At 53.2% G+C, this 19,852-nt stretch carries 19 protein-coding genes; 15 read left to right on the forward strand and 4 right to left on the reverse strand.

The window, feature by feature from the left end:
* The gene (locus tag DW350_RS07515; RefSeq protein WP_115718274.1) at window positions 1-267 is read left to right on the forward strand and encodes a YfcL family protein; all 267 of its coding nucleotides are present in this window, start codon (window positions 1-3) and stop codon (window positions 265-267) included.
* A 67-nt stretch (window positions 268-334) separates the two neighbouring features.
* Here DW350_RS07515 and mnmC read toward each other — a convergent pair whose 3' ends face one another.
* Window positions 335-2,224 (reverse strand): bifunctional tRNA (5-methylaminomethyl-2-thiouridine)(34)-methyltransferase MnmC2/FAD-dependent 5-carboxymethylaminomethyl-2-thiouridine(34) oxidoreductase MnmC1, encoded by a 1,890-nt coding sequence (mnmC, locus tag DW350_RS07520; protein ID WP_192954851.1) that lies wholly within the window; start codon window positions 2,222-2,224, stop codon window positions 335-337.
* 133 nt (window positions 2,225-2,357) lie between these two features.
* On the opposite strand from mnmC, the gene fabB reads away from it, so the two are divergent.
* From fabB to miaE, 13 genes are all read left to right on the forward strand, one after another.
* Window positions 2,358-3,572, forward strand: a complete 1,215-nt coding sequence (fabB, locus tag DW350_RS07525) for a beta-ketoacyl-ACP synthase I (protein ID WP_115718276.1) — start codon at window positions 2,358-2,360, stop codon at window positions 3,570-3,572.
* A gap of 62 nt (window positions 3,573-3,634) precedes the next feature.
* A complete protein-coding gene (locus tag DW350_RS07530; protein WP_115718277.1) occupies window positions 3,635-4,711 on the forward strand; it encodes a 4-phosphoerythronate dehydrogenase in 1,077 nt (358 codons plus the stop codon).
* Window positions 4,712-4,721: 10 nt separating this feature from the next.
* Window positions 4,722-5,729 carry an aspartate-semialdehyde dehydrogenase gene (locus tag DW350_RS07535; protein ID WP_115718278.1) on the forward strand — a complete coding sequence of 336 codons (1,008 nt, stop codon included), beginning with the start codon at window positions 4,722-4,724 and terminating at the stop codon, window positions 5,727-5,729.
* A 139-nt stretch (window positions 5,730-5,868) separates the two neighbouring features.
* Window positions 5,869-8,598 (forward strand): motility hub landmark protein FimV, encoded by a 2,730-nt coding sequence (locus DW350_RS07540; protein ID WP_192954852.1) that lies wholly within the window; start codon window positions 5,869-5,871, stop codon window positions 8,596-8,598.
* Between the two features lie 90 nt (window positions 8,599-8,688).
* A complete protein-coding gene (gene truA / locus DW350_RS07545; RefSeq protein ID WP_115718280.1) occupies window positions 8,689-9,483 on the forward strand; it encodes a tRNA pseudouridine(38-40) synthase TruA in 795 nt (264 codons plus the stop codon).
* 81 nt (window positions 9,484-9,564) lie between these two features.
* Window positions 9,565-10,434, forward strand: a complete 870-nt coding sequence (accD, locus tag DW350_RS07550; RefSeq protein ID WP_115718281.1) for an acetyl-CoA carboxylase, carboxyltransferase subunit beta — start codon at window positions 9,565-9,567, stop codon at window positions 10,432-10,434.
* A 13-nt stretch (window positions 10,435-10,447) separates the two neighbouring features.
* Complete coding sequence (folC, locus tag DW350_RS07555; protein ID WP_115718282.1) at window positions 10,448-11,668, forward strand: bifunctional tetrahydrofolate synthase/dihydrofolate synthase; 1,221 nt, start codon at window positions 10,448-10,450, stop codon at window positions 11,666-11,668.
* A 14-nt stretch (window positions 11,669-11,682) separates the two neighbouring features.
* Window positions 11,683-12,240, forward strand: a complete 558-nt coding sequence (locus DW350_RS07560) for an SPOR domain-containing protein (protein ID WP_152032955.1) — start codon at window positions 11,683-11,685, stop codon at window positions 12,238-12,240.
* A gap of 68 nt (window positions 12,241-12,308) precedes the next feature.
* Window positions 12,309-12,797 (forward strand): CvpA family protein, encoded by a 489-nt coding sequence (locus DW350_RS07565; protein WP_115718284.1) that lies wholly within the window; start codon window positions 12,309-12,311, stop codon window positions 12,795-12,797.
* A 24-nt stretch (window positions 12,798-12,821) separates the two neighbouring features.
* Window positions 12,822-14,336 carry an amidophosphoribosyltransferase gene (gene purF / locus DW350_RS07570; RefSeq protein WP_115718285.1) on the forward strand — a complete coding sequence of 505 codons (1,515 nt, stop codon included), beginning with the start codon at window positions 12,822-12,824 and terminating at the stop codon, window positions 14,334-14,336.
* Between the two features lie 254 nt (window positions 14,337-14,590).
* On the forward strand, window positions 14,591-14,935 hold the full coding sequence (locus DW350_RS07575; protein WP_115718286.1) for a hypothetical protein: 345 nt from the start codon (window positions 14,591-14,593) through the stop codon (window positions 14,933-14,935).
* A 264-nt stretch (window positions 14,936-15,199) separates the two neighbouring features.
* On the forward strand, window positions 15,200-15,460 hold the full coding sequence (locus DW350_RS07580; protein WP_115718287.1) for a hypothetical protein: 261 nt from the start codon (window positions 15,200-15,202) through the stop codon (window positions 15,458-15,460).
* A 39-nt stretch (window positions 15,461-15,499) separates the two neighbouring features.
* Window positions 15,500-16,270 carry a tRNA isopentenyl-2-thiomethyl-A-37 hydroxylase MiaE gene (gene miaE, locus DW350_RS07585; RefSeq protein WP_115718288.1) on the forward strand — a complete coding sequence of 257 codons (771 nt, stop codon included), beginning with the start codon at window positions 15,500-15,502 and terminating at the stop codon, window positions 16,268-16,270.
* An 8-nt stretch (window positions 16,271-16,278) separates the two neighbouring features.
* Here the strand turns inward: miaE and lpxH are convergent, their stop codons facing one another.
* Window positions 16,279-16,998, reverse strand: coding sequence for a UDP-2,3-diacylglucosamine diphosphatase (gene lpxH, locus DW350_RS07590; protein ID WP_115718289.1), 720 nt, complete (start codon window positions 16,996-16,998; stop codon window positions 16,279-16,281).
* A complete protein-coding gene (locus DW350_RS07595) occupies window positions 16,995-17,486 on the reverse strand; it encodes a peptidylprolyl isomerase (RefSeq protein ID WP_115718290.1) in 492 nt (163 codons plus the stop codon). Before DW350_RS07595 ends, lpxH begins: the two co-directional genes overlap by 4 nt.
* 107 nt (window positions 17,487-17,593) lie before the next feature.
* Here DW350_RS07595 and cysS point away from each other — a divergent pair, with 107 nt between their 5' ends.
* On the forward strand, window positions 17,594-18,967 hold the full coding sequence (cysS, locus tag DW350_RS07600; protein WP_115720587.1) for a cysteine--tRNA ligase: 1,374 nt from the start codon (window positions 17,594-17,596) through the stop codon (window positions 18,965-18,967).
* A 30-nt stretch (window positions 18,968-18,997) separates the two neighbouring features.
* On the opposite strand, the gene DW350_RS07605 is transcribed toward cysS, so the two are convergent.
* Window positions 18,998-19,798, reverse strand: a complete 801-nt coding sequence (locus tag DW350_RS07605; RefSeq protein ID WP_115718291.1) for an isocitrate lyase/PEP mutase family protein — start codon at window positions 19,796-19,798, stop codon at window positions 18,998-19,000.
* Window positions 19,799-19,852: the final 54 nt, after the last annotated feature.

Here is a 19,852-nt window from a genome sequence, read left to right on the forward strand (position 1 = left end):
ATGTACCAGCAGTTTCTAGACCATATTCAACAGCAATTAGATAACCTTGTGGTGACCGGCTCTGACGACGAGCTGTTCGCTGGCGGTTACCTGCAAGGGCATGTCAGCCTCACCGCTGGCCAATACGAGTTAGAAGAAAGCGCCCCTGAGCTTGGCGAGTTGAAAAGCCGCATTCAGGCAAGCCTTGATAAAGCTATTGCCGCTGGGGAATTAAATCCCCACGACGAGGCGCTGGTGGTTGGCCTTTGGCAGCAACTGAGCCAATAAAGACCCAGCAATAAAAAAGGCCTGAAGGTTTGCCTTCAGGCCTTTTTTATGTGTTTTTTTGCAGTCGTTAAAGCGGTTGGCCTTTTTTTAAGCGTCGCACCCAAAACCGGTTTGGCATTATGGCGTCCAAAACCGCAACCGGCAGCGGCTGCGGCTCTGCAAACATCTGCGATACCAAAACATCGGCGCACAAAAGCCCGGAAGTCACGCCGCGGGCGCCCAGCCCGGCGAGTAACCACAGGCCTTGCTGGTCGGTGGCATCAATGCTTTCAACGCTACGGCCCTGGTAACCAGCCGGGTCGGGCAGGGCACCAACCAGCGGCAGGTGGTCGCGCAGCACCACCCGGGTACCGGCATTGCCGCCAACCACCTCTTTTGGCAGCCACGGTTGTTCACCAAAACTTTGCTGCATTTTCGCCACGTTTTCTTGGTGTTCGCTATCGCGAAGCTCGCTGCCCAGATCTTGGCGCACAAAGCTGGCGCCAATGCAAAGCGTGCCCGCTTCAGGTGGCGTCATATAGCCGTTGTGGCAAAGCACCGTTTTAAGGTTGGCGCTTTGGCCATCAGCTTGCAGCTGACTGATTTGCCCGCGCACCGCTGTTAAGGGCAGTTGGTCGGTAAGGGCGATATTGCCAGCGCCAGCGGCGAAAATTACCGTGTCAAAAACGCCCAATACCCGCTCTTTTGCCAACAGTTGCCAGCCGCTACCGGCACGAACAACCTCGGTGACTTCGGTGCCCAGCTCGACATTTTGCCCTTCAAGCAGCCACTCAACCAGCGCCGGCGGTTTTAGCCAGCCAGCTTTAGCAAAATACAGCGCCGGGTAGGGCAGGCTAACGCCGGCAATGCTACTGGCCTTTTCGGCTGCAATGTATTGGCAAAGGGCTGGAAACTGCTGGCCTAAGCGCTGGTAGCGTTTGGTGAGTTTGTCATCCAGTGCCAGTTGCAACAGGCCGTTTAGCCCTTGTGGTACCGCGCTTTTTTCAATCAAGCGGCGGCTGTAACCAAAGGCGCTGGCAAAGAGCTGGCTCAGCGCATCATGGTCGCTATTGAGTAGTGGGTAAAGCGCGCCTTGGGGGTTACCCGAGGCGCCGCAGGCGACTTTTTCGTCTTTACAAAAAAGCTGAGCATTAATGCCGCGCCGCTTTAATTGCCAGGCGCAGCCGCTACCGGCAAGCCCGGCGCCAATTATGGCAACCTTACCTAGCGTCTTGGCGCTGCGGCGCTGATAAACCGGCGGCGAAGCGGCAGCTACCGGCGCGGTTAATACCCCGGCTAGCATTTCGCGCTTGCTGCCAAACCCCGGCACTTTTTTAGCGTTAAAACCGCTAGCGTTAAGGCCGCGGCGCACAAAACCGGCGGCGGTAAAGGTGGCAAAGCTGCCGCCGAGCTTTGCCAGGCGCGCCATCTCGTCAAATAAGCTTTGCTGCCACATCTCGGGGTTTTTGGCCGGGGCAAAACCATCTAGAAACCAAGCATCAACCAAGCCTTCTTGCGGGCAATGCCACTGTGGCAATGTGGATTTAATGTCGCCAAGCCACAGATCCAGCGTCACTTTGTCGAATAGCATTCGATGACAGCCTTCAATGGCGTCGGGGTACTGGGCAATCAGTTGCTTAGCGAGACCGGCAAGCTCAGGCCAGGCGGCAAGGGCGGCGGTTAAATCGGCCCGGCTTAAGGGAAATTTTTCTGTGGAAATAAAATGTAGCCGGGCAGAAGGGCCTGCGTGTTCATTAAAAGCGTGCCAGGCAGCCAAAAAATTTAAGCCGGTACCAAAGCCGGTTTCGGCGATGACAAAGGCCCCTTGCTGATGAATAAAGCGGGCCGGCAAGTCATTATTTTTTAAAAATACGAAGCGACTTTCTTCCAAACCCGAGGCGTTGGAGAAGTAAACGTCGTCAAAGTCCTCGGCTACCGGGGTACCTTGTTCATTGAAATGTATGGTCGCTTGTCGCATTGTTGTCATCCCTAAGCCTTAGGGTGGCGTATTCTACCCTTGGCAGCAGTGTTGAGCCATGGGGAAAGCCGACCACTTACTCAAGCTGCATTGCGTACCATAGGGTTAATGAAATTTAATTAAGTGAGGCATGATGAAGCGCGTCGTGATCACCGGTCTGGGCGTTGTGTCCAGCATCGGCAACAACGCAGAGGAAGTGCTGGCGTCCCTGAAAGCCGGTAAAAGTGGTATCACCCGTTCTGAGCAGTTTGCAGAGCAGGGGCTGCGGTCCCAGGTTTGGGGTGATGTCAAACTGGATATCAGCGAGCACATTGACCGTAAAGCCCTGCGCTTTATGGGTGAAGCTGCCGGTTACGCTTACATTGCCATGGAGCAGGCCATCCAAGATTCAGGCCTCAGTGAAGACCAGGTTTCCAATATCCGTACCGGTATTGTGGCGGGCTCCGGTGGTGCTTCTAGCAAGAACCAGTGCCTGGCTATAGACACCCTGCGTGAAAAAGGCGTGAAGCGTGTTGGCCCTTATATGGTACCGCGTACCATGTCTTCTACCGTTTCTGCCTGCCTGGCAACGCCTTTTAAAATTAAGGGCGTGAACTATTCCATCAGCTCCGCCTGCTCCACCTCTGCCCACTGTATTGGTCATGCGGCCGAACTTATCCAACTGGGTAAGCAAGATGTGGTATTTGCCGGTGGCGGTGAAGAAGTTGACTGGACCCTGGCCATGATGTTTGACGGCATGGGCGCCTTGTCTACCAAGTACAACGACACCCCCGACAAAGCCTCCCGCACCTATGATGCTGACCGTGACGGTTTTGTTATCTCCGGTGGCGGCGGCATGGTGGTGGTTGAAGAGCTGGAACATGCGCTGGCACGTGGTGCCACCATCTACGCTGAAATCGTTGGCTATGGTGCCACCTCTGACGGCTACGACATGGTAGCCCCTTCTGGCGAAGGCGCACTGCGCTGCATGCAAATGGCGATGCACGGTGTGGAGGGTAACATTGACTACATCAATACCCACGGCACTTCAACGCCGGTAGGGGACGTTAAAGAGCTGGAAGCCATTCAAACCCTGTTTGGTGACAAAGCGCCCGCTATCTCGGCTACCAAAGCCATGACCGGCCACGCCCTAGGCGCCGCCGGTGTGCACGAAGCCATTTATTCCATGCTGATGATGAAGCATGACTTTGTGGCGCCGTCGGTCAACATCGAAAACCTCGATGAAAAAGCCACTGGTCTGCCGGTAGTGCGTGAAGCGAAAGCGGCCAAGCTTGATTTGGTGATGTCCAACAGCTTTGGCTTTGGCGGCACCAACGCCTCTTTGGTACTGAAACGCTACCAAGGTTAAGCCTTTTAAAAAGACCGGTTTGGGGTAGACTCACCTCAAACCGGTTTTTTTGTGTCTTAACCATGCTAAATATCCTTGCCGACGGCCTGATGCCGTTGGTTGAAGAACTCTTCTTAGAATTCGGTAACATCCAGCGTTTTGATGGCCGCACGCCAACTGCCGAGCAATTGGCTTGTGCCGACGTACTGCTGGTGCGCTCTGTTACCGCTGTTAACGCTGCGCTTTTAGAGCAAGCCCCACACTTGCGTTTTGTCGGTTCTGCCACCATCGGCACCGACCATCTTGATATCGAAGCCCTTGAGCAGCGCGGTATTTTCTGGACCGCGGCTCCCGGTTGTAACGCCGATGCAGTAGCCGATTATGTGTTGTCTGCCGTGCTGAACTGGCAGCAGGCCAAAGGCCATGTTTTGGCTGATTTGACGGTGGGCGTGGTCGGCGTTGGCAATATTGGCTCCCGGCTGTCTAGACGGCTAAATGCGCTGGGTGTTAAGGTGCTGTGCTGCGATCCGCCAAGACATGAGCCAGACTTTGTTTCGTTAGCGCAAATGCTGCCCCAGGTCGATGTGTTGACCTTGCATGTGCCGGGGGGTAAAACCACCGAAAAGATGCTCAACGCCGAGACCCTGGCGGCCATGAAACCCGGGGCTTTGCTGATTAACAGCTGCCGCGGCAAAGTGGTGGATAACAGCGCCTTGGTTGCCTGGCTTGAACAAGGAGCCGGTGAAGCGGTACTGGATGTTTATGAGACCGAGCCTGATTTTGATAAAAGATTACTGCCCCTAGCAAGGTGGTTAACGCCGCACATTGCCGGCCATAGCATTGAAGGCAAGCGCCGTGGCACCTGGATGCTTTACCAGGCGCTTTGCCAGCAACAAGGGCTAACGGCCAGTGGCCACTTTGAACAGTGGCTACCGTTACCGGCAGTAACACGGGTTAATGGCAACCAGTTAGACGTGCGTAAAGTAGGGAACTTGGTGTATGACGTGCGTGATGACGACGCCTGGTTCCGGGAAGGCTTAAAAGCCGGAAAAAGTTTTGATGTACTGCGCCGCAGTTATCCGAAAAGGCGAGAGTGGCAAAGTCTTGACTGTGAATTTTTAGAAGACGGCACCAAGGTTTGGGCCCTGGTGTCTCATTGACGAGGTAACAATGACAATCAACGTGGCTATTCTGGGCGCTTCTGGCGCTGTTGGCGATACCCTGCTGGAGCTCTTGGAAGAGCGCAAATTTCCGGTCGGTGAGCTGTTTTTGCTGGCATCGAGCCGTTCTGCTGGCCAGACTCGTCAATTCAAGGGTAAGACGCTCATTATTGAAGACGTTGAACAGTTTGACTGGACCCAGGTTGAGTTAGCGTTTTTCTCCGCTGGCGGCAGTGTGTCACGCCAATGGGCACCTATTGCTGCTGATGCCGGGGTGCTGGTGGTCGATAACACCTCTGAATTTCGTTACCAGCCAGAGATCCCCTTGGTGGTGCCGGAAGTTAACCCTGAAGCCATTGCTGATTATCGCAACCGCAATATCATTGCCAACCCTAACTGTTCGACCATTCAGATGCTGGTGGCGCTAAAACCTATTCACGACCGCTATCAGATCTCGCGCATTAATGTGTCTACCTACCAGGCAACATCTGGCGCTGGCCGCAGTGCCATGGAAGAGTTAGCCAAGCAAAGTGCTGACGTGTTAAGTGGCCGCCCAGCGCAAACCAATAAATTCCCCAAACAAATCGCATTTAACTGTTTGCCGCAAATCGATGTGTTCCAAGACAACGGTTTCACCAAAGAAGAAATGAAAATGCACTGGGAAACCCAGAAGATTTTTGGTGATGAATCCGTTGCCGTAAATGCCACCTGTGTACGCGTGCCCGCTTTTTATGGCCACGCCGAAGCGGTGCATTTGGAAACACTGCAACCGGTTGATGTGGACGAAGTGAAAGAGTTATTGGCCCAAGCGCCGGGGGTTGAACTGGTGCCTGACGCCGATTATCCCACCCAAGTGACGCACGCCTCAGGTAAAGACACTGTCTTTGTCAGCCGTGTTCGCGCTGACTTTACCCACCCTAACGGCTTAAATCTTTGGGTCGTTGCCGACAACGTTCGAAAGGGTGCTGCAACCAACAGTGTGCAGATTGCCGAATATTGGTTAGCCCACTATCGTTAAAGAAAACCGCCCTTTAGGGCGGTTTTTAGTTACTGGCGACATTGAATTGCCTTGTTTATGATAGCTTCAGGATACTAATACAAAGGACGGGCTCTTGAGGGCCCCGGGGATTGGCATGAAATTATCAAGGATACTTGCCTTGGTCCTGACTGCTGGTATCAGCTTTCAGGCGCTTGCACTGGAATTGGGTGAGCTGAAAGTCAGCTCAGCATTGAATCAACCTTTTTCTGCGAGGCTAGAACTTGTTGGCCCAGAGCCGATAGACCCGTCCCGGGTAAATATTCAACTGTCTGCCCGTCAGGCGTTTGATCCCAAAGGACAGCACCTTAACTTACGTGTGGCCGACGTGGTGACCGAAAATGGCCGTCGCTACTTAGTACTGCGCTCCAATGAAGCCATCAGTGCGCCTTTTGTGTCTCTCCAGGTACAAGTGGGCGGTTTGCCAAATGGCGCCATTGGTAATGACTACGATTTGCTGCTGGACGAAAAACCGAGTAGCAACATGGCGGTTATGCCGCAAGATGAGAACGCCATTGCCTCTAACCGCCCTCAACCGCAGCCACGCTCTGTCGGCGGCCCCGCCACGGCCAGCCAGTTAACCAGAGGGCAGGCCATTACGCCGCCTAAACCGCGCCCGGAACCACCTAAATCAACGCCAACAGCAGAACCGGCCGCGCCTAAAGGCAAAGTCTATGGACCCATTTCACCCAGTGACACCTTATGGAGCATTGCCAATAAGGTTCGCCCCAGTACCCAGGTGTCGTTGTATCAGGTGATGATTGCCATTGAGCGCAAAAACCCGGAAGCCTTTGTTAACGGCGATATCAACCGCTTGGTGAAAGGCGCTATTTTGCGTGTGCCAACCCTGGATGAAATTCGCGCCGTCGATGAACAAACCGCCAAGGCGCGTTTTGATAAGGGTACTCGTGGCAATAGTGCGAGCACAGTGGCACCCGTACCGGCTAAAAAGCCTGCCAAGCCGGTCGTTAAAATGTCGCCACCGCCTAAGCCACAAGCAAAACCGGTGGTAAAGGCCGAGCCCAAGGCAGAAGTCAAAGCCGATGATGCGGCCAAATTGGCGGAAGTTGAAAAACTGCGCCAAGAGGTATCGTCCACCACCGACAACCTTGAGCAGGTGTTGGCCGAAAACAAGCAGCTTAAACTTCGCATCAACCAAATGATGGAAGAGCTTAAGAGTCTGCAACAGCAGTTGTCTGATGAAACCAAGATGCAGGATGAGCTGCGTCAGGTGATCAACAAACAAAATAGCGAGCTGAATAAGCCGAAACCGGTCGAGAAAAGCGCGCTGCAACATCTGCTGGGCTCGCCTGTGGGGTGGGGCTTGATTGCCGCCGTGGTGCTGTTGGCGCTGGCGGTGGTGTTCCTGCTGCTGCGGCGTAAAAAGCAAGACGATAATGCTGCTAGCCCTGAGCAAAACTTTGCCAGCCGTAATCCCACGCCGGAACCACCGGATGCTGAAATTGCCGCGGCGGCGGCTATTGCTGGTGCTGCCATTGGCGCAGAAGCGCTGGCCGAAGAAAAGGCCGACGAACCGGCTGTTGATGAAGTTGATGCAGAGGCCGACCCATTAGCGGATGCGTCTTTGGACGAGATGCTGCAAGAGCTGCCTGACGATGCGGTTTTTGATGACAACGCCAGCTTTGATGATAACGCCAGCTTTGAAGAAGAAGACGACTTTGCCATTCGTTTGGATGAAGAAGGCGACTTAGACGATTGGCTGGCCAAAGAAGAAGAGGCAACGCAGCAGCATCTGGATGAAGCCGAAGCGATGTTGTCAGACCAAGAAGCGGCTGAAGACGGTGGCGAGCCGGCCGATGAAGAAGCACTCATGTCGGCTTTAGATGATGCTGAAGCGCTGCTGAGTGAAGATGCGGCAGCCACCGCGGAGCCGCCATCGGATGTGCCACCTGCCGAGGTGGCTGAAGAGGCTATTGCGTCAGAGCCACAACCTGCACCGGTTACTGACGATGCCGTGCCGGCACCTGAAGCCGAGTTGCCAGAAGCTCAAGTGGAAGACGAACCCGCGTTGAGTGCAGCACCTACCGATTCACCGATTGATGACCAGGATCTGCTGGTTGAAGACGATGAACTGATAGCCCCGCTGGAAGAGGAGCCCGACGCGCCGGAAGAAGAAGCCATGCATCTGGCTGAAACCGCAACTGACCTTACAGAGCCGGTAGCGGTTGAGCCTGAAGCGTTAAATGACGAGGGTAGCTTTGACCTTGATGACAGCGACCTTGGTGATGACGAGTTAGTGCTCAGCGACGATGCGCTTGAGCTTAACGATAACGACCAGTCATTAGACCTTGAAGGTGAGCTTGCCGGTGAAAACGAACTCACTTTGCCTGGCGACGATGAAGAGTTCGACTTCTCAACCATGGCGGTTGATGACGATGAAAAGCTTAGCTTTGATACAGAGGCTGCGGCCGAGCAAGCCGAAGAGGCAGAAAAAGCAGACTCAGCCAACAGCCTTGAGTGGGACACGCCTGAGCCCGAATCGGCCGACAAAACCGCTGCCAGCGAAAGCGGTACGAGCACTAGCGCCAAAGCTGACAGCGAGTTTATCGATATCGATGATTTGATGCAGGACAGCGAGGGCGACCTCGCCGAGGAAGACCCTTACGGTGATTGGTCCGCCGATCTCGATATGCAAGGCTATGACGGACTGGTTGATAAAGGGGGCGACGGTATTGATGAAGGCTTAATGGCTTCCAAACTCGACCTGGCACGGGCCTATATGGAAATTGATGACAAAGACTCCGCCCGTGAGCTGTTGGATGAAGTGCAAGCCAAAGGCAGCGAGGAAGAAAAAGCCGAAGCCATTAAGTTGTTAGGGCGCTTAAGCTAAGCCTTTGATGGTAAAAAAGCGGTGGCCGATGCCACCGCTTTTTATTTGTGGCTATAATGCCGGGCCAGATTTGACCCATGAGAGTACCCAATGCGCATTGCCCTTGGCATCGAATACGACGGTAGCCGCTATTACGGCTGGCAACGCCAGCAAGAAGTTGACAGCGTTCAGGAACGTCTGGAAGCGGCTATCAGTAAGGTCGCCAATGAGCCTGTTGATGTTTTTTGTGCTGGCCGAACCGATGCGGGTGTCCATGGTACCGGCCAAGTGGTGCATTTTGACACCAGTGCGGTGCGGGGGGAGGGCGCTTGGACCATGGGGCTTAATTCTAATTTGCCCGATGATATTGCCGTGCGCTGGGCAACGCCGGTAGCGGATGATTTTCACGCCCGCTTTTCGGCTACGGCCCGCCGTTACCGCTACATCATCGTCAACCAGCCCTATCGGCCAGGTCTTATGCGCCATGGTGTCACCCACTACCATAAGCCGCTAAACGAAGCGGCAATGCACCGCGCAGCCCAGTCATTACTGGGGGAGAATGACTTTACCAGCTTCCGCGCCGTGCAATGTCAGTCAAATTCGCCATTTCGGAATGTAATGAACGTCTCAGTTGGTCGCTTTAACCATTATGTGGTGGTCGATATCCAAGCCAACGCCTTTTTGCACCATATGGTGCGTAATATCGTTGGTACCTTGTTGAAGGTGGGCGATGGCGAATTGCCAGAAACAGCCGTGGCTGATTTATTGGCAGTTAAAGACCGAAGCCAAGCCCCGGCAACAGCAGCGGCCAATGGCTTGTATTTGGTGGCGGTAACATACCCGGAAGAATTTGGCTTACCAAAGCCGCAGCCGGGGCCTTTGTTTTTGCCCGACCCCCTGAGCTGACCAGTTTTTGCTAAAAACCAATACGTAACTATGATTTAATGCCATGGATTATAAGGTTTCCATGGCTCTTACAGGTGTCTTATGAGCTGGATTGAAAAGATCCTCAATAAAACCAAAACTGTTTCTCAAGATCGTAAAAACATCCCGGAAGGGGTGTGGACCAAGTGTTCTTCTTGCGACCAAATCCTTTATCGTGCCGAGCTCGAGCGCAACCTAGAGGTGTGCCCTAAGTGTGATCATCACATGCGCATCAAGGCCCGCGCGCGTCTTGACAGCTTTATGGACCAAGACGGCCGTGAAGAGCTGGGCGCTGAGCTTGAACCTCAGGACATTCTGAAGTTCCGCGACTCTAAAAAATACAAAGACCGTATCGCTGATGCCCAGAAAAGCACTGGTGAAAAAGACGCGCTTATTGTGATGAAAGGCCAACTCAAAGGCTTGCCCGTGGTAACGGCCTGTTTTGAGTTCTCTTTCATGGGCGGTTCCATGGGCTCGGTTGTCGGTGCCCGCTTTGTTCGTGCGGTCGAGACCTGCATCAAAGAAAACCGCGCCATGATTTGCTTTTCTGCATCAGGCGGTGCCCGTATGCAAGAAGCCTTGATGTCGCTGATGCAAATGGCCAAAACCTCTGCCGCCTTGGCAAGGCTGAGCGACAAAGGCCTGCCGTTTATTTCGGTACTGACCGACCCGACCATGGGCGGCGTGTCGGCTTCATTTGCCATGCTGGGTGATGTTCACGTTGCTGAACCTAAAGCCCTGATTGGTTTTGCAGGCCCGCGGGTTATCAAACAAACCGTACGTGAAGACTTGCCAGAAGGCTTTCAACGTTCTGAATTCTTGGTAGAAAAGGGCGCTATCGACATGATCGTCGACCGCCGTGAGATGCGTGATACAATCGCCCGTCTGCTGGCCAAGATGATGGGGCAGCCCAGCACCGATTCGGCTGCCTAAGGGCAAAATTGCGATGAGCACATTATCAGGCCAGTCCCTCTCGGACTGGCTTTTTCATATGGAAAACCTGCACCAAAGCACCATTGACATGGGCCTGGAGCGGGTTAAAAACGTGGCCGATAAGGCAAGCTTGTTGCCGCTTACCAGTAAAACATTGCTGGTTGGCGGCACCAATGGCAAAGGCTCAACCTGCGCCATGCTCGAGCATATCTTGATGGCGGCCGGCTATTCGGTGGCGGTTTACAGCTCGCCGCACCTAAAAGATTACCGCGAGCGCTTGCGTGTTAACGGTCAAATGCTGGCAGAGTCCGAGCACTGCCATGCTTTTGCCGCCATAGAGCAAGCGCGCGGCGATATCAGCCTCACCTATTTCGAATTTTCTACCTTGGCCGCCTTGTGGTTATGCCGCGCCAAAGCGCCGGATGTGGTGATTTTGGAAGTCGGCCTCGGTGGGCGCTTGGATGCCACCAATATCGTTGACGCCGATGTGGCGGTTATCACCAGTATCGATTTAGATCACCAAGCCTTTTTGGGCAATACTCGCGAGTCGGTAGCCCGGGAAAAGGTAGGGATTGCCCGCCAAGGCAAGCCATTGGTGTGCGGTGAACCCGAGCCAACGGCGGTGTTTTTACAACAAGTGCTGCGTATCGGCACGCAGTTAAGCTGGGTTGGTCGAGACTTTACCTATCAGGACCTTGGCGACAGCTGGCGCTTTAACGCTAAGGAATACCCAAAACCATCTTTACCACTCCCTAACGCGGCCACTGCCCTAAAAACGCTGGAGGCACTTGGGCTGGCGGTTGACGATAACGCCATTAACCAAGGCTTGGTGAGCGCCAAGCTCGCCGGGCGGATGCAGGTATTAAACCGCTCGCCGTTGGTTTTGGCTGATGTCGCCCACAACCCCCACGCCGCGCGTTATTTAAATGCCGAGTTAGAGCGGCGTTACCCCGGTAAAGTCATTCATGCTGTCTGTGCCATGCTGGCTGATAAAGACATTGGCGGTACGCTTAAGGAAATGACGGCGGTTTGCCAGTGGTATCTGGCCGAGCTGCCAGGAATTAGCCGCGCTGCCAAAGCCGAAGTGTTGGCCAAGATACTCGGTACTGACCGCTGCTTTGACGATGTGCCTGGCGCTTTGCAAGCTGCGATTAAGGCAGCCAGCGCCGATAGCGTGGTTATTGTCTTTGGTTCCTTTTACACTGTGGCTCAGGTTTTGCCGGAGGGGGATTAAGGGTGGCAAGTTCTGTGACCAACCGTATTGTAGGCACCTTGGTAGTCGTCGCGTTGCTGGCGCTGATTGTGCCGGAGCTTTTAAAGGAGCCCGAGGCACCAACGCCAGAAAAATACGAAGTGATACCGCTGCGCCCTGAGCTAGGCGATACCCCAAAACCAGCGACGTACCCCAGTGACGCCTTGGCCACCAATGCGACGGTGCCTAAAGCCACGCCGCTGCCAGACAATGATGCGGCAAAGACGCCGGCTACCAGTAGCAGCGCTTCACCGGCCGCTTCGGCGAAGGTAACACCGCCACCGGCAAAAACGTCAACAGCAGCCAAACCTGCCGTGGCAGGCGATGCTTGGGTTATTCAAATGGGTGCCTTTGGCAACCATCAATCAGCCCAAGCGCTGGTTAAGCAGCTGCGCAGCAGTGGCTACAAAGCCTTTTTAGTGCAAGAAGGTGGTTTGTCTAAAGTGCTGGTAGGGCCTGATACCGATAAGAGCCGTCTGGCCGCCCAGATCGACAAGCTAAATCACATTAGCGGTTTAAAAGGCCGAGTCTTTCAATATGATCCGCTTCAGTAGATTGACCACAGACCGGTGGTCTGGGTTAGAATACGCCGCCGTTAAAACTAAAACGTTTGCGTGACTGCATGAATTGGGTCGATATCGCGATTTTGGTCATCATAGGCGTTTCCGTACTGATAAGCCTGGTTAGGGGCTTTGTGCGTGAAGCGATGTCATTGGTGGTTTGGATCGCAGCATTTTTTGTTGCCAGTGTTTTTTATCCCAAGCTGGCTGTTCTATTTACTGGCCTGAGTGATCCGCTTATTCGTAACGCGGCGGCCATCGCCCTACTTTTTGTGGCCACCCTGATCCTGGGGGGGCTACTGACCTACATTATTGGACAACTGGTTGATAAAACCGGCCTGAGCGGTTTTGACCGGCTGCTGGGTATGATTTTCGGGGCACTGCGTGGTGTCCTGGTGGTTGCAGCCCTGTTGTTTGCGTTAGACAGTTTTACCAACCTTTCCCACACCGACTGGTGGAAGGCATCGAAATTGATTCCGCAATTTGGTGTCGTGGTGCAATGGTTTTTTGAATATCTGCAACATAGCTCCAGCTTTTTGCCGAAAGGCTAACGCCTTAACCAAGAGGAACGAAACATGTGTGGTATCGTCGGTATCGTTGGCAAGTCTCCGGTTAACCAGTCCATTTACGACGGCTTAACCGTGCTCCAACACCGCGGACAGGACGCTGCTGGTATTGTGACCATCTCAAACAATACTTTTCGTCTGCGCAAAGCCAACGGACTGGTTAAGGATGTTTTTGAGCGCCGCCATATGGAGCGTCTGTCAGGCAACATTGGTGTTGGCCATGTTCGTTACCCGACAGCCGGTTCATCATCCAGTGCCGAAGCCCAACCGTTTTATGTGAATTCCCCCTTTGGTATTGCTGCTGCCCATAACGGCAACCTTACCAATGCCCGCGAACTGCAAGAAAGCCTGTTCAAAGAAGCGCGCCGGCATATCAATACCACGTCCGACTCCGAGATCTTGCTGAACGTTTTTGCCCATGCATTAACTTCATGCACTGCCATTTCCTTGCAGCCAGAAGATATTTTTAAAGCCGTTGCCGAAACCCATCGTCGTTGCCGTGGTGCCTACGCGGTGATGTCACTCATCATTGGCCATGGCTTGGTGGCGTTTCGCGACCCTTACGGTATTCGTCCGCTGGTGCTGGGCCGCCGTGAAGGCGCCGATGGCGTGGAATACATGGTGGCTTCTGAATCGGTCGCGCTAGACGTGGTGGGTTTTCAGTTCATGCGTGACGTGGCGCCCGGTGAAGCAGTTTATATTACCGAAGACGGCGAACTGTTCACCCAGCAGTGTGCTGAAAACCCGGTGCATTGCCCCTGCATTTTTGAATACGTCTATTTTGCCCGCCCCGATTCCACCATCGACGGCATTTCTGTTTATGCCGCCCGGGTGCACATGGGCCGCCACCTTGGTGAAAAAATCAAAAAACAATGGAGTGACCTCGATATTGACGTGGTTATCCCCATTCCTGAAACCTCCAGCGACATCGCCCTGGAAATTGCCGGTGTACTGAACCTGCCTTACCGTCAGGGGTTTGTGAAAAACCGCTATATTGGCCGTACCTTTATCATGCCGGGGCAAACCATTCGCCGTAAGTCAGTACGCCGTAAACTCAACGCCATCAATGCTGAGTTCAAGGGCAAGAATGTGTTGCTGGTAGACGATTCCATCGTCCGTGGCACCACCTCTGAGCAGATCATTCAAATGGCACGTGATGCCGGTGCCAATAAGGTCTACTTTGCCTCAGCCGCCCCGGAGATCCGCTTCCCGAACGTTTATGGTATCGATATGCCTTCGGCCAATGAACTGATTGCCCATGGCCGGGAAGTGGATAACATCTGCGAGGAAATTGGCGCCGATGGCCTTATTTTCCAATCCATTTCTGACTTAATCGATGCAGTGCGTGAAGAAAATCCTTCCGTACAGCAGTTTGAAACCTCGGTATTTGACGGCAACTACGTAACCGGTGATGTTGACCAAGCTTATCTTGATGCGCTCGATGAAGCGCGTTCAGACCAGGCGAAAAACCAGCAAGCCGCTATCGAAGACCCGAACCTCGAACTTCATAACGAAGACGCCTAAAAAAAGCGGCCCCAAGGGCCGCTTTTTTGTTTTATGGCTGCAGGTTTATTTCAGGTGCTGCTCTGACGTGTCGCTGATAGCTTGCAATGATAAGCCGCACGGCTGCAGTCTCATTGTGTGACTTAAGATAAAAGTTATGATCACGCTCAAACCGATTTGGGCGGATGGCAATAAACTAAAAACGAAAAAGTAGCGGTAGCGCCCTTGCTTGTTTTTACGCTGCCGATTTGTTGCTTAGGGGTTCAAAGGACGAAATGAAAAGAACAATTCGGTTCACGACCGTTGCGGTACTGATCGTGGCGAGCCTTGGCTGTTTGGCCGGGCAGGACGTTTATCTTTATGACCAATCTATTGGTGGCCCATACAGCGACAGCTGGTCGTTACGAATGCATCATCAAGGGGCATTTCCTTACCTTCTTATTCGTGATGGTAAGTCGGGCGACTTGCTGGCGCCGCTAGGCGTTAATTGCGATACCCAAACCGCCAATGTTGGCGGCGGGGTTGAGTTTGACAGTGACTTGCTGACGGTTGACCAGACTCGTGAGCAAATCCCCGATAAGGCCATTGCCTTAGCCATAAAAGTGGTGTGCCAGTCATAAAAAAAGCGGCTTTAAGCCGCTTTTTTATCTCACGTATTACCGCCAGGTGGCCGTGATATCGGCTTGTCAATGAAAAGCGCTCAATAACAGCGAAAGCCGTAAGCTCCTTATATTACAGATATTCTGTTGCAGGCAGTGTCTTGCTGACTTGGGTTTTTGACTTGGCCATGAGCAACCACGCACGGTGGCAGTGCGCAGATAAAAAGGTTGTTACCGGGCGCGCTTTCTATACTGAGGCTTTCAACACTTCATGGAGGAAGTGCGATGAAGCCTTTCGTGGCGGCGGCTTTTATGCTGTGGCTTTCGGTTGCGGCGGTTGGTCACCCCTTTATTCGTGATAATAAAGCGATGGCGCAAGATTGCCGGCATATAGCGCAGGAAGTCAAAGCCATAGAGAAAAAGCAAAAGTCTAAGGCCTACAGCAAACTACAGCGGCAGTTAAAAGAGCGCATGAATAAATGGGAGCAAGCCTGGGCCAAGCAAAAATGTCCACGTTATGGCCCGGCAAACTTGTCCAAGCGCTAAGGGTTCATTAGGATCCGCCAGTCATTTGCAGGAGTTGTCATGGCTGTCAGTTTGTCACCTTATCAATCGTTGCTTAGCCCCATTACCGATTTTCTGGGCTGTGAAACCCCGGATGCTTGGTTAAACGAAGCCGTTAAACCCAGCAATTTGCCGCTTCTTCTTATTGACCACTGCAATTGCGAGTTAAAAGCGGCGCAAACGGCAATCTGGCTTATTCGCCGCTATGCGGTTGATAACGCCAGCGGTCAAGCCTTGTTGGTATGGGTGAAACCCTATGAAGATTTTGTGTATCGCAAAGCGACGGGCGATTTTAGTGGCTCCAAAAACGCCCTGATTGGTGAGCTGCAAAGTAAAGACGGCTTTGCCCATGGGCCGGACATCCTCGACAAAATGGTGCGACTTATTAAAGAAGAGCTGCACCATTTTGAGCAGGTTTTGGACATCATGGCGGCCAAGAAGGTGCCTTATGACACCGTTACCGCCGCCCGCTATGCCAAAGGACTTATCGGCCATGTCAGGGGACATGAGCCTTGGACGCTGGTGGATAAATTGATTGTCGGCGCTTTTATTGAAGCCCGTTCCTGTGAACGTTTTGCCAAGTTAGCGCCACATTTAGATGAGGATATTGGCCGTTTTTATGTGTCGTTACTGCGCTCGGAAGCGCGCCACTACCAAGATTACTTAGCCTTGGCCGAACAGGTGGCGGCTGAGGATATTAGCCAGCGTGTTGCCTTTTTCCGGGAACAAGAAGCGCTGCTAATAACAAGCCCGGACACGCAGTTTCGTTTTCATAGCGGTGTGCCTGCATAAAAGCGCCTTCAGGCGCTTTTTTCAAAAGGGCGTTTTTCCAGGCTAATGCTATTTGGCGTTACCACCAGTACCGAGCCTTGTTCGTACCAGTCACCCAGGACAATGCGCTCTGCGCCTGGATGTTGATGCCGATTGGGCCGGTGGGTATGGCCATGAATAAGCAATGGTACCTGGTATTTTGCTATTACGTTGTCTACCTCTGCTGGCGTGACGTCCATAATGGCGTCGCTTTTCATGGCATTACTGGCTTGGCTTTTAGCGCGGGCTTTACGGGCGATGCGGCGGCGCAGCCACAGCGGCAGCAGCTGCATGCGCCACTGCCAAAATTTGCTGCGGCTTTTTTTGCGAAAGGCTTGGTAGTCGGTGTCGAGGGTGCAAAGGGTATCGCCATGCATCACCAGGGCTGAGGTACCGTAAAGGTCGATAACGGCGGTTTCTGGCAGCAGCGTCATGCCGGCCGCCTTGGCAAAGCGCTTGCCAATTAAAAAGTCGCGGTTACCGTGCACAAAAAATTGGGCAACGCCTTGGTCGGCATTGGCTTTAAAAAGGGCAATAACGGCTTGGTTAAAGGTGCTGTTATCGTCGTCGCCTATCCAGGCTTCAAAAAGATCCCCCAACACATAAAGTGCTTCGGCTTTTGGGGCTTCTGTTGTCATAAAGCGCCGAAACGCCTCGAATATATCGGGGCGTTCCGGGCTTAAGTGCAAATCGGCAATAAAAAGGATCACGCCAGCTCTGCACGCTCGATGATCACATCTTCCAAAGGCACGTCTTGGTGGAAACCATGAGAGCCGGTTGCAACGGCTTTAATTTTCTCGATGATGTCCTGGCCTTCTACCACTTCGCCGAACACGCAGTAGCCATAGCCTTGGGCAGTGGCTGACTGGAAGTTCAAAAAGTCGTTGTCTTTGACGTTGATAAAGAACTGGGCCGTGGCCGAGTGCGGATCAGGGGTGCGAGCCATGGCAACGGTGCCTTTGGCATTAACCAAGCCGTTGTCGGCTTCATTTTTAATGGGCGCACGGGCACTTTTTTGCTTCATGCCAGGCTCAAAACCGCCACCTTGGATCATGAAACCATCAATCACGCGGTGAAAAATGGTGTTGTCGTAAAAGCCGTCTTTTACGTATTGCTCAAAGTTGGCAACGGTTTCCGGGGCTTTCTCGGCGTTCAGTTCAATTTTGATATCGCCGTAATTAGTATGCAAAATGACCATGAATTCTGTCCTCTTGGCTAGTCGGGGCGCATTCTACCTAATTTGGCGGTGACGCAACCAGCTAGTCGCAATACAATGTGTTTATTGTTTCTAATGCCAAGGTTGTCATGCTGAAAGTTTTCAACACCTTAAGCCGTGAAAAAGAACTCTTCAAACCTCTTATAGCCGGTAAGGTGTCACTCTACGTCTGTGGTATCACTATTTACGATTTAATGCATATTGGCCATGCCCGTACCTACACGGCCTTTGATGTGATTAATCGTTATTTGCGCCATAAGGGCTTTACTGTCACCTATGTGCGCAACATCACCGATGTGGATGACAAAATCATCAAGCGTGCTGCCGAAAACGGCGAAAGCTGCGAAGCCCTTACCGAGCGCTTTGCCACCAAAATGCGTGAAGACTTTGCCGCCTTGAACATTCTGGCGCCGGATATCGAGCCCAAGGTTACCACCCATATGGATGACATTATCGCCATGGTGAAAACCTTGGTTGAACGTGGTCATGCTTATGAAGCGGACAACGGCGATGTGCTCTTTAACGTTAAATCCTTCCCGGAATACGGCAAATTGTCTCGCCAGGATCTCGATGCCCTGCAAGCCGGTTCCCGGGTTGAGGTGGATGAGAGTAAACACAACCCCCTTGATTTTGTGTTGTGGAAGCATGCCAAGCCTGGCGAGCCGAAATGGGCTTCGCCGTGGGGCGAAGGCCGCCCTGGCTGGCATATTGAATGCTCTGCCATGTCGTCAAGACACCTTGGGCCGGTATTTGATATTCATGGTGGCGGCTCTGATCTCACTTTCCCCCATCATGAAAATGAAATTGCTCAAAGCTGCTGCGCCAGTGGCGAGCAGTTTGCACGCTACTGGATCCACACCGGTATGGTGCAGGTCGACAAGGAAAAGATGTCCAAGTCCTTGGGCAACTTCTTTACCGTGCGTGACGTGCTTAAAGAATATAACGCTGAAACAGTGCGCTATTTCTTGCTGACCAGCCATTATCGCAGCCAGCTTAACTATTCCACTGACAACCTTAACCAGGCCCATGCCAGCCTTGAGCGGCTTTATACCGCCCTTAGGGATGTGGCGGCCAGCGGTGAGGTTGAACCCAGCTGGGCGGCGAAGTTTGATGCTGCCATGGACGATGACTTCAACACCCCGGAAGCGCTGGTGGTGCTTTTCGACCTGGCCCGTGAACTGAATAAAGCCAAGCAAGAAGGGCGCGCCGATGCCCCGGCCCTTGCCGCAACCCTTAAGCAGTTAGGGAGCTTATTAGGCATTGTGCAAAGTGCGCCTGAAGACTTTTTGAAAGGCAACGATAGTGACCTGGACGTGGCGCATATCGAAGGGCTTATTAAGCAGCGCAATCAAGCGAGAAAAGATAAAGACTGGGCGGCGGCCGATGCCGCGCGCGACGCTTTAACGGCACTGGGCATCACCCTCGAAGATGGCCCACAAGGCACCAGTTGGCGAAAAGCCTAATGAAAAAGCCCGGCTTAGCCGGGCTTTTTTTCAGCTGAAAAGCATCTGCGCCTTGGCAAAGCCAAAGTGGTATTGGTCCATCAGTGGCCAATGGCCCTGATGTAGACATTGCGCGGCAATGGCATCCAGTAAGCCCAATACTGCCAGTATGGGCCCCAAGCCCAGGCTCACTCGGGTTACCCCGAGGGCAAACCAATCGGTGGCGTTACATCCGGGCAGGGCCATCAGGTTCACCGGAATGGGGCTTGTCTGCACCAATGCCTTAATGTCGGCAGAGGCTGACACTGTGGGCACAAAAATCATGTCGGCACCTGCTTGCTGGTAAGCGGCCGCCCGGCAAAGGCTTTCTTCAAGGGCATGGTCTGTAGCCAGCAGGTAGGTGTCGGTACGAGCGTTGATAAAAAGCGGCAAGCCAAAGCGCTCGGCAAGGTCGCGCACCAAACCGATACGCTGGCATTGCTCAGCAACATCAATAAGCCCTTTGCCGGGCAAACTATCTTCAAGGTTAATGCCGACCGCGCCTGCCTCTAGCACCGCCTGTACCGTTTGGGACAAATCCTGGTAGCCACTTTCGATGTCGACGCTCAGTGGCAGTTGGCTTTTGGCCGTGATCGCCGCCAAAGACGGCAATAGGTTGTCCAGTGTCAGGCCTTGGCCATCAGCAAACCCCTGGCTGTAGGCAAGGGCAGCGCTGCTGGTGCCAATGGCTTGGTAGCCGTTTTTCTCAAACAGTAAAGCACTGGCTGTATCCCAGATACCGGGCAGTAACAGCGGCTGTTGATTCAATTCGCGAAAGCGCTTGGCCAGCTTTTGCTGGATAGGGGGCGGCATCTGTTTTCTCCTTCATCAATGAGGCGACCATGATGAAAAAGCAGAGGCGGAGTT

This window comes from Gallaecimonas mangrovi (assembly GCF_003367375.1).
GTDB lineage: Bacteria > Pseudomonadota > Gammaproteobacteria > Enterobacterales > Gallaecimonadaceae > Gallaecimonas > Gallaecimonas mangrovi.

Bases quoted from the DNA above. Each gene is read 5' to 3' on its own strand.
- DW350_RS07515 (WP_115718274.1), top strand. From the start codon at position 1: ATGTACCAGCAGTTTCTAGACCATATTCAACAGCAATTAGATAACCTT.
- mnmC (WP_192954851.1), bottom strand. From the start codon at position 2,224: ATGCGACAAGCGACCATACATTTCAATGAACAAGGTACCCCGGTAGCC.
- fabB (WP_115718276.1), top strand. From the start codon at position 2,358: ATGAAGCGCGTCGTGATCACCGGTCTGGGCGTTGTGTCCAGCATCGGC.
- DW350_RS07530 (WP_115718277.1), top strand. From the start codon at position 3,635: ATGCTAAATATCCTTGCCGACGGCCTGATGCCGTTGGTTGAAGAACTC.
- DW350_RS07535 (WP_115718278.1), top strand. From the start codon at position 4,722: ATGACAATCAACGTGGCTATTCTGGGCGCTTCTGGCGCTGTTGGCGAT.
- truA (WP_115718280.1), top strand. From the start codon at position 8,689: ATGCGCATTGCCCTTGGCATCGAATACGACGGTAGCCGCTATTACGGC.
- accD (WP_115718281.1), top strand. From the start codon at position 9,565: ATGAGCTGGATTGAAAAGATCCTCAATAAAACCAAAACTGTTTCTCAA.
- folC (WP_115718282.1), top strand. From the start codon at position 10,448: ATGAGCACATTATCAGGCCAGTCCCTCTCGGACTGGCTTTTTCATATG.
- DW350_RS07565 (WP_115718284.1), top strand. From the start codon at position 12,309: ATGAATTGGGTCGATATCGCGATTTTGGTCATCATAGGCGTTTCCGTA.
- purF (WP_115718285.1), top strand. From the start codon at position 12,822: ATGTGTGGTATCGTCGGTATCGTTGGCAAGTCTCCGGTTAACCAGTCC.
- DW350_RS07575 (WP_115718286.1), top strand. From the start codon at position 14,591: ATGAAAAGAACAATTCGGTTCACGACCGTTGCGGTACTGATCGTGGCG.
- DW350_RS07580 (WP_115718287.1), top strand. From the start codon at position 15,200: ATGAAGCCTTTCGTGGCGGCGGCTTTTATGCTGTGGCTTTCGGTTGCG.
- miaE (WP_115718288.1), top strand. From the start codon at position 15,500: ATGGCTGTCAGTTTGTCACCTTATCAATCGTTGCTTAGCCCCATTACC.
- DW350_RS07595 (WP_115718290.1), bottom strand. From the start codon at position 17,486: ATGGTCATTTTGCATACTAATTACGGCGATATCAAAATTGAACTGAAC.
- cysS (WP_115720587.1), top strand. From the start codon at position 17,594: ATGCTGAAAGTTTTCAACACCTTAAGCCGTGAAAAAGAACTCTTCAAA.
- DW350_RS07605 (WP_115718291.1), bottom strand. From the start codon at position 19,798: ATGCCGCCCCCTATCCAGCAAAAGCTGGCCAAGCGCTTTCGCGAATTG.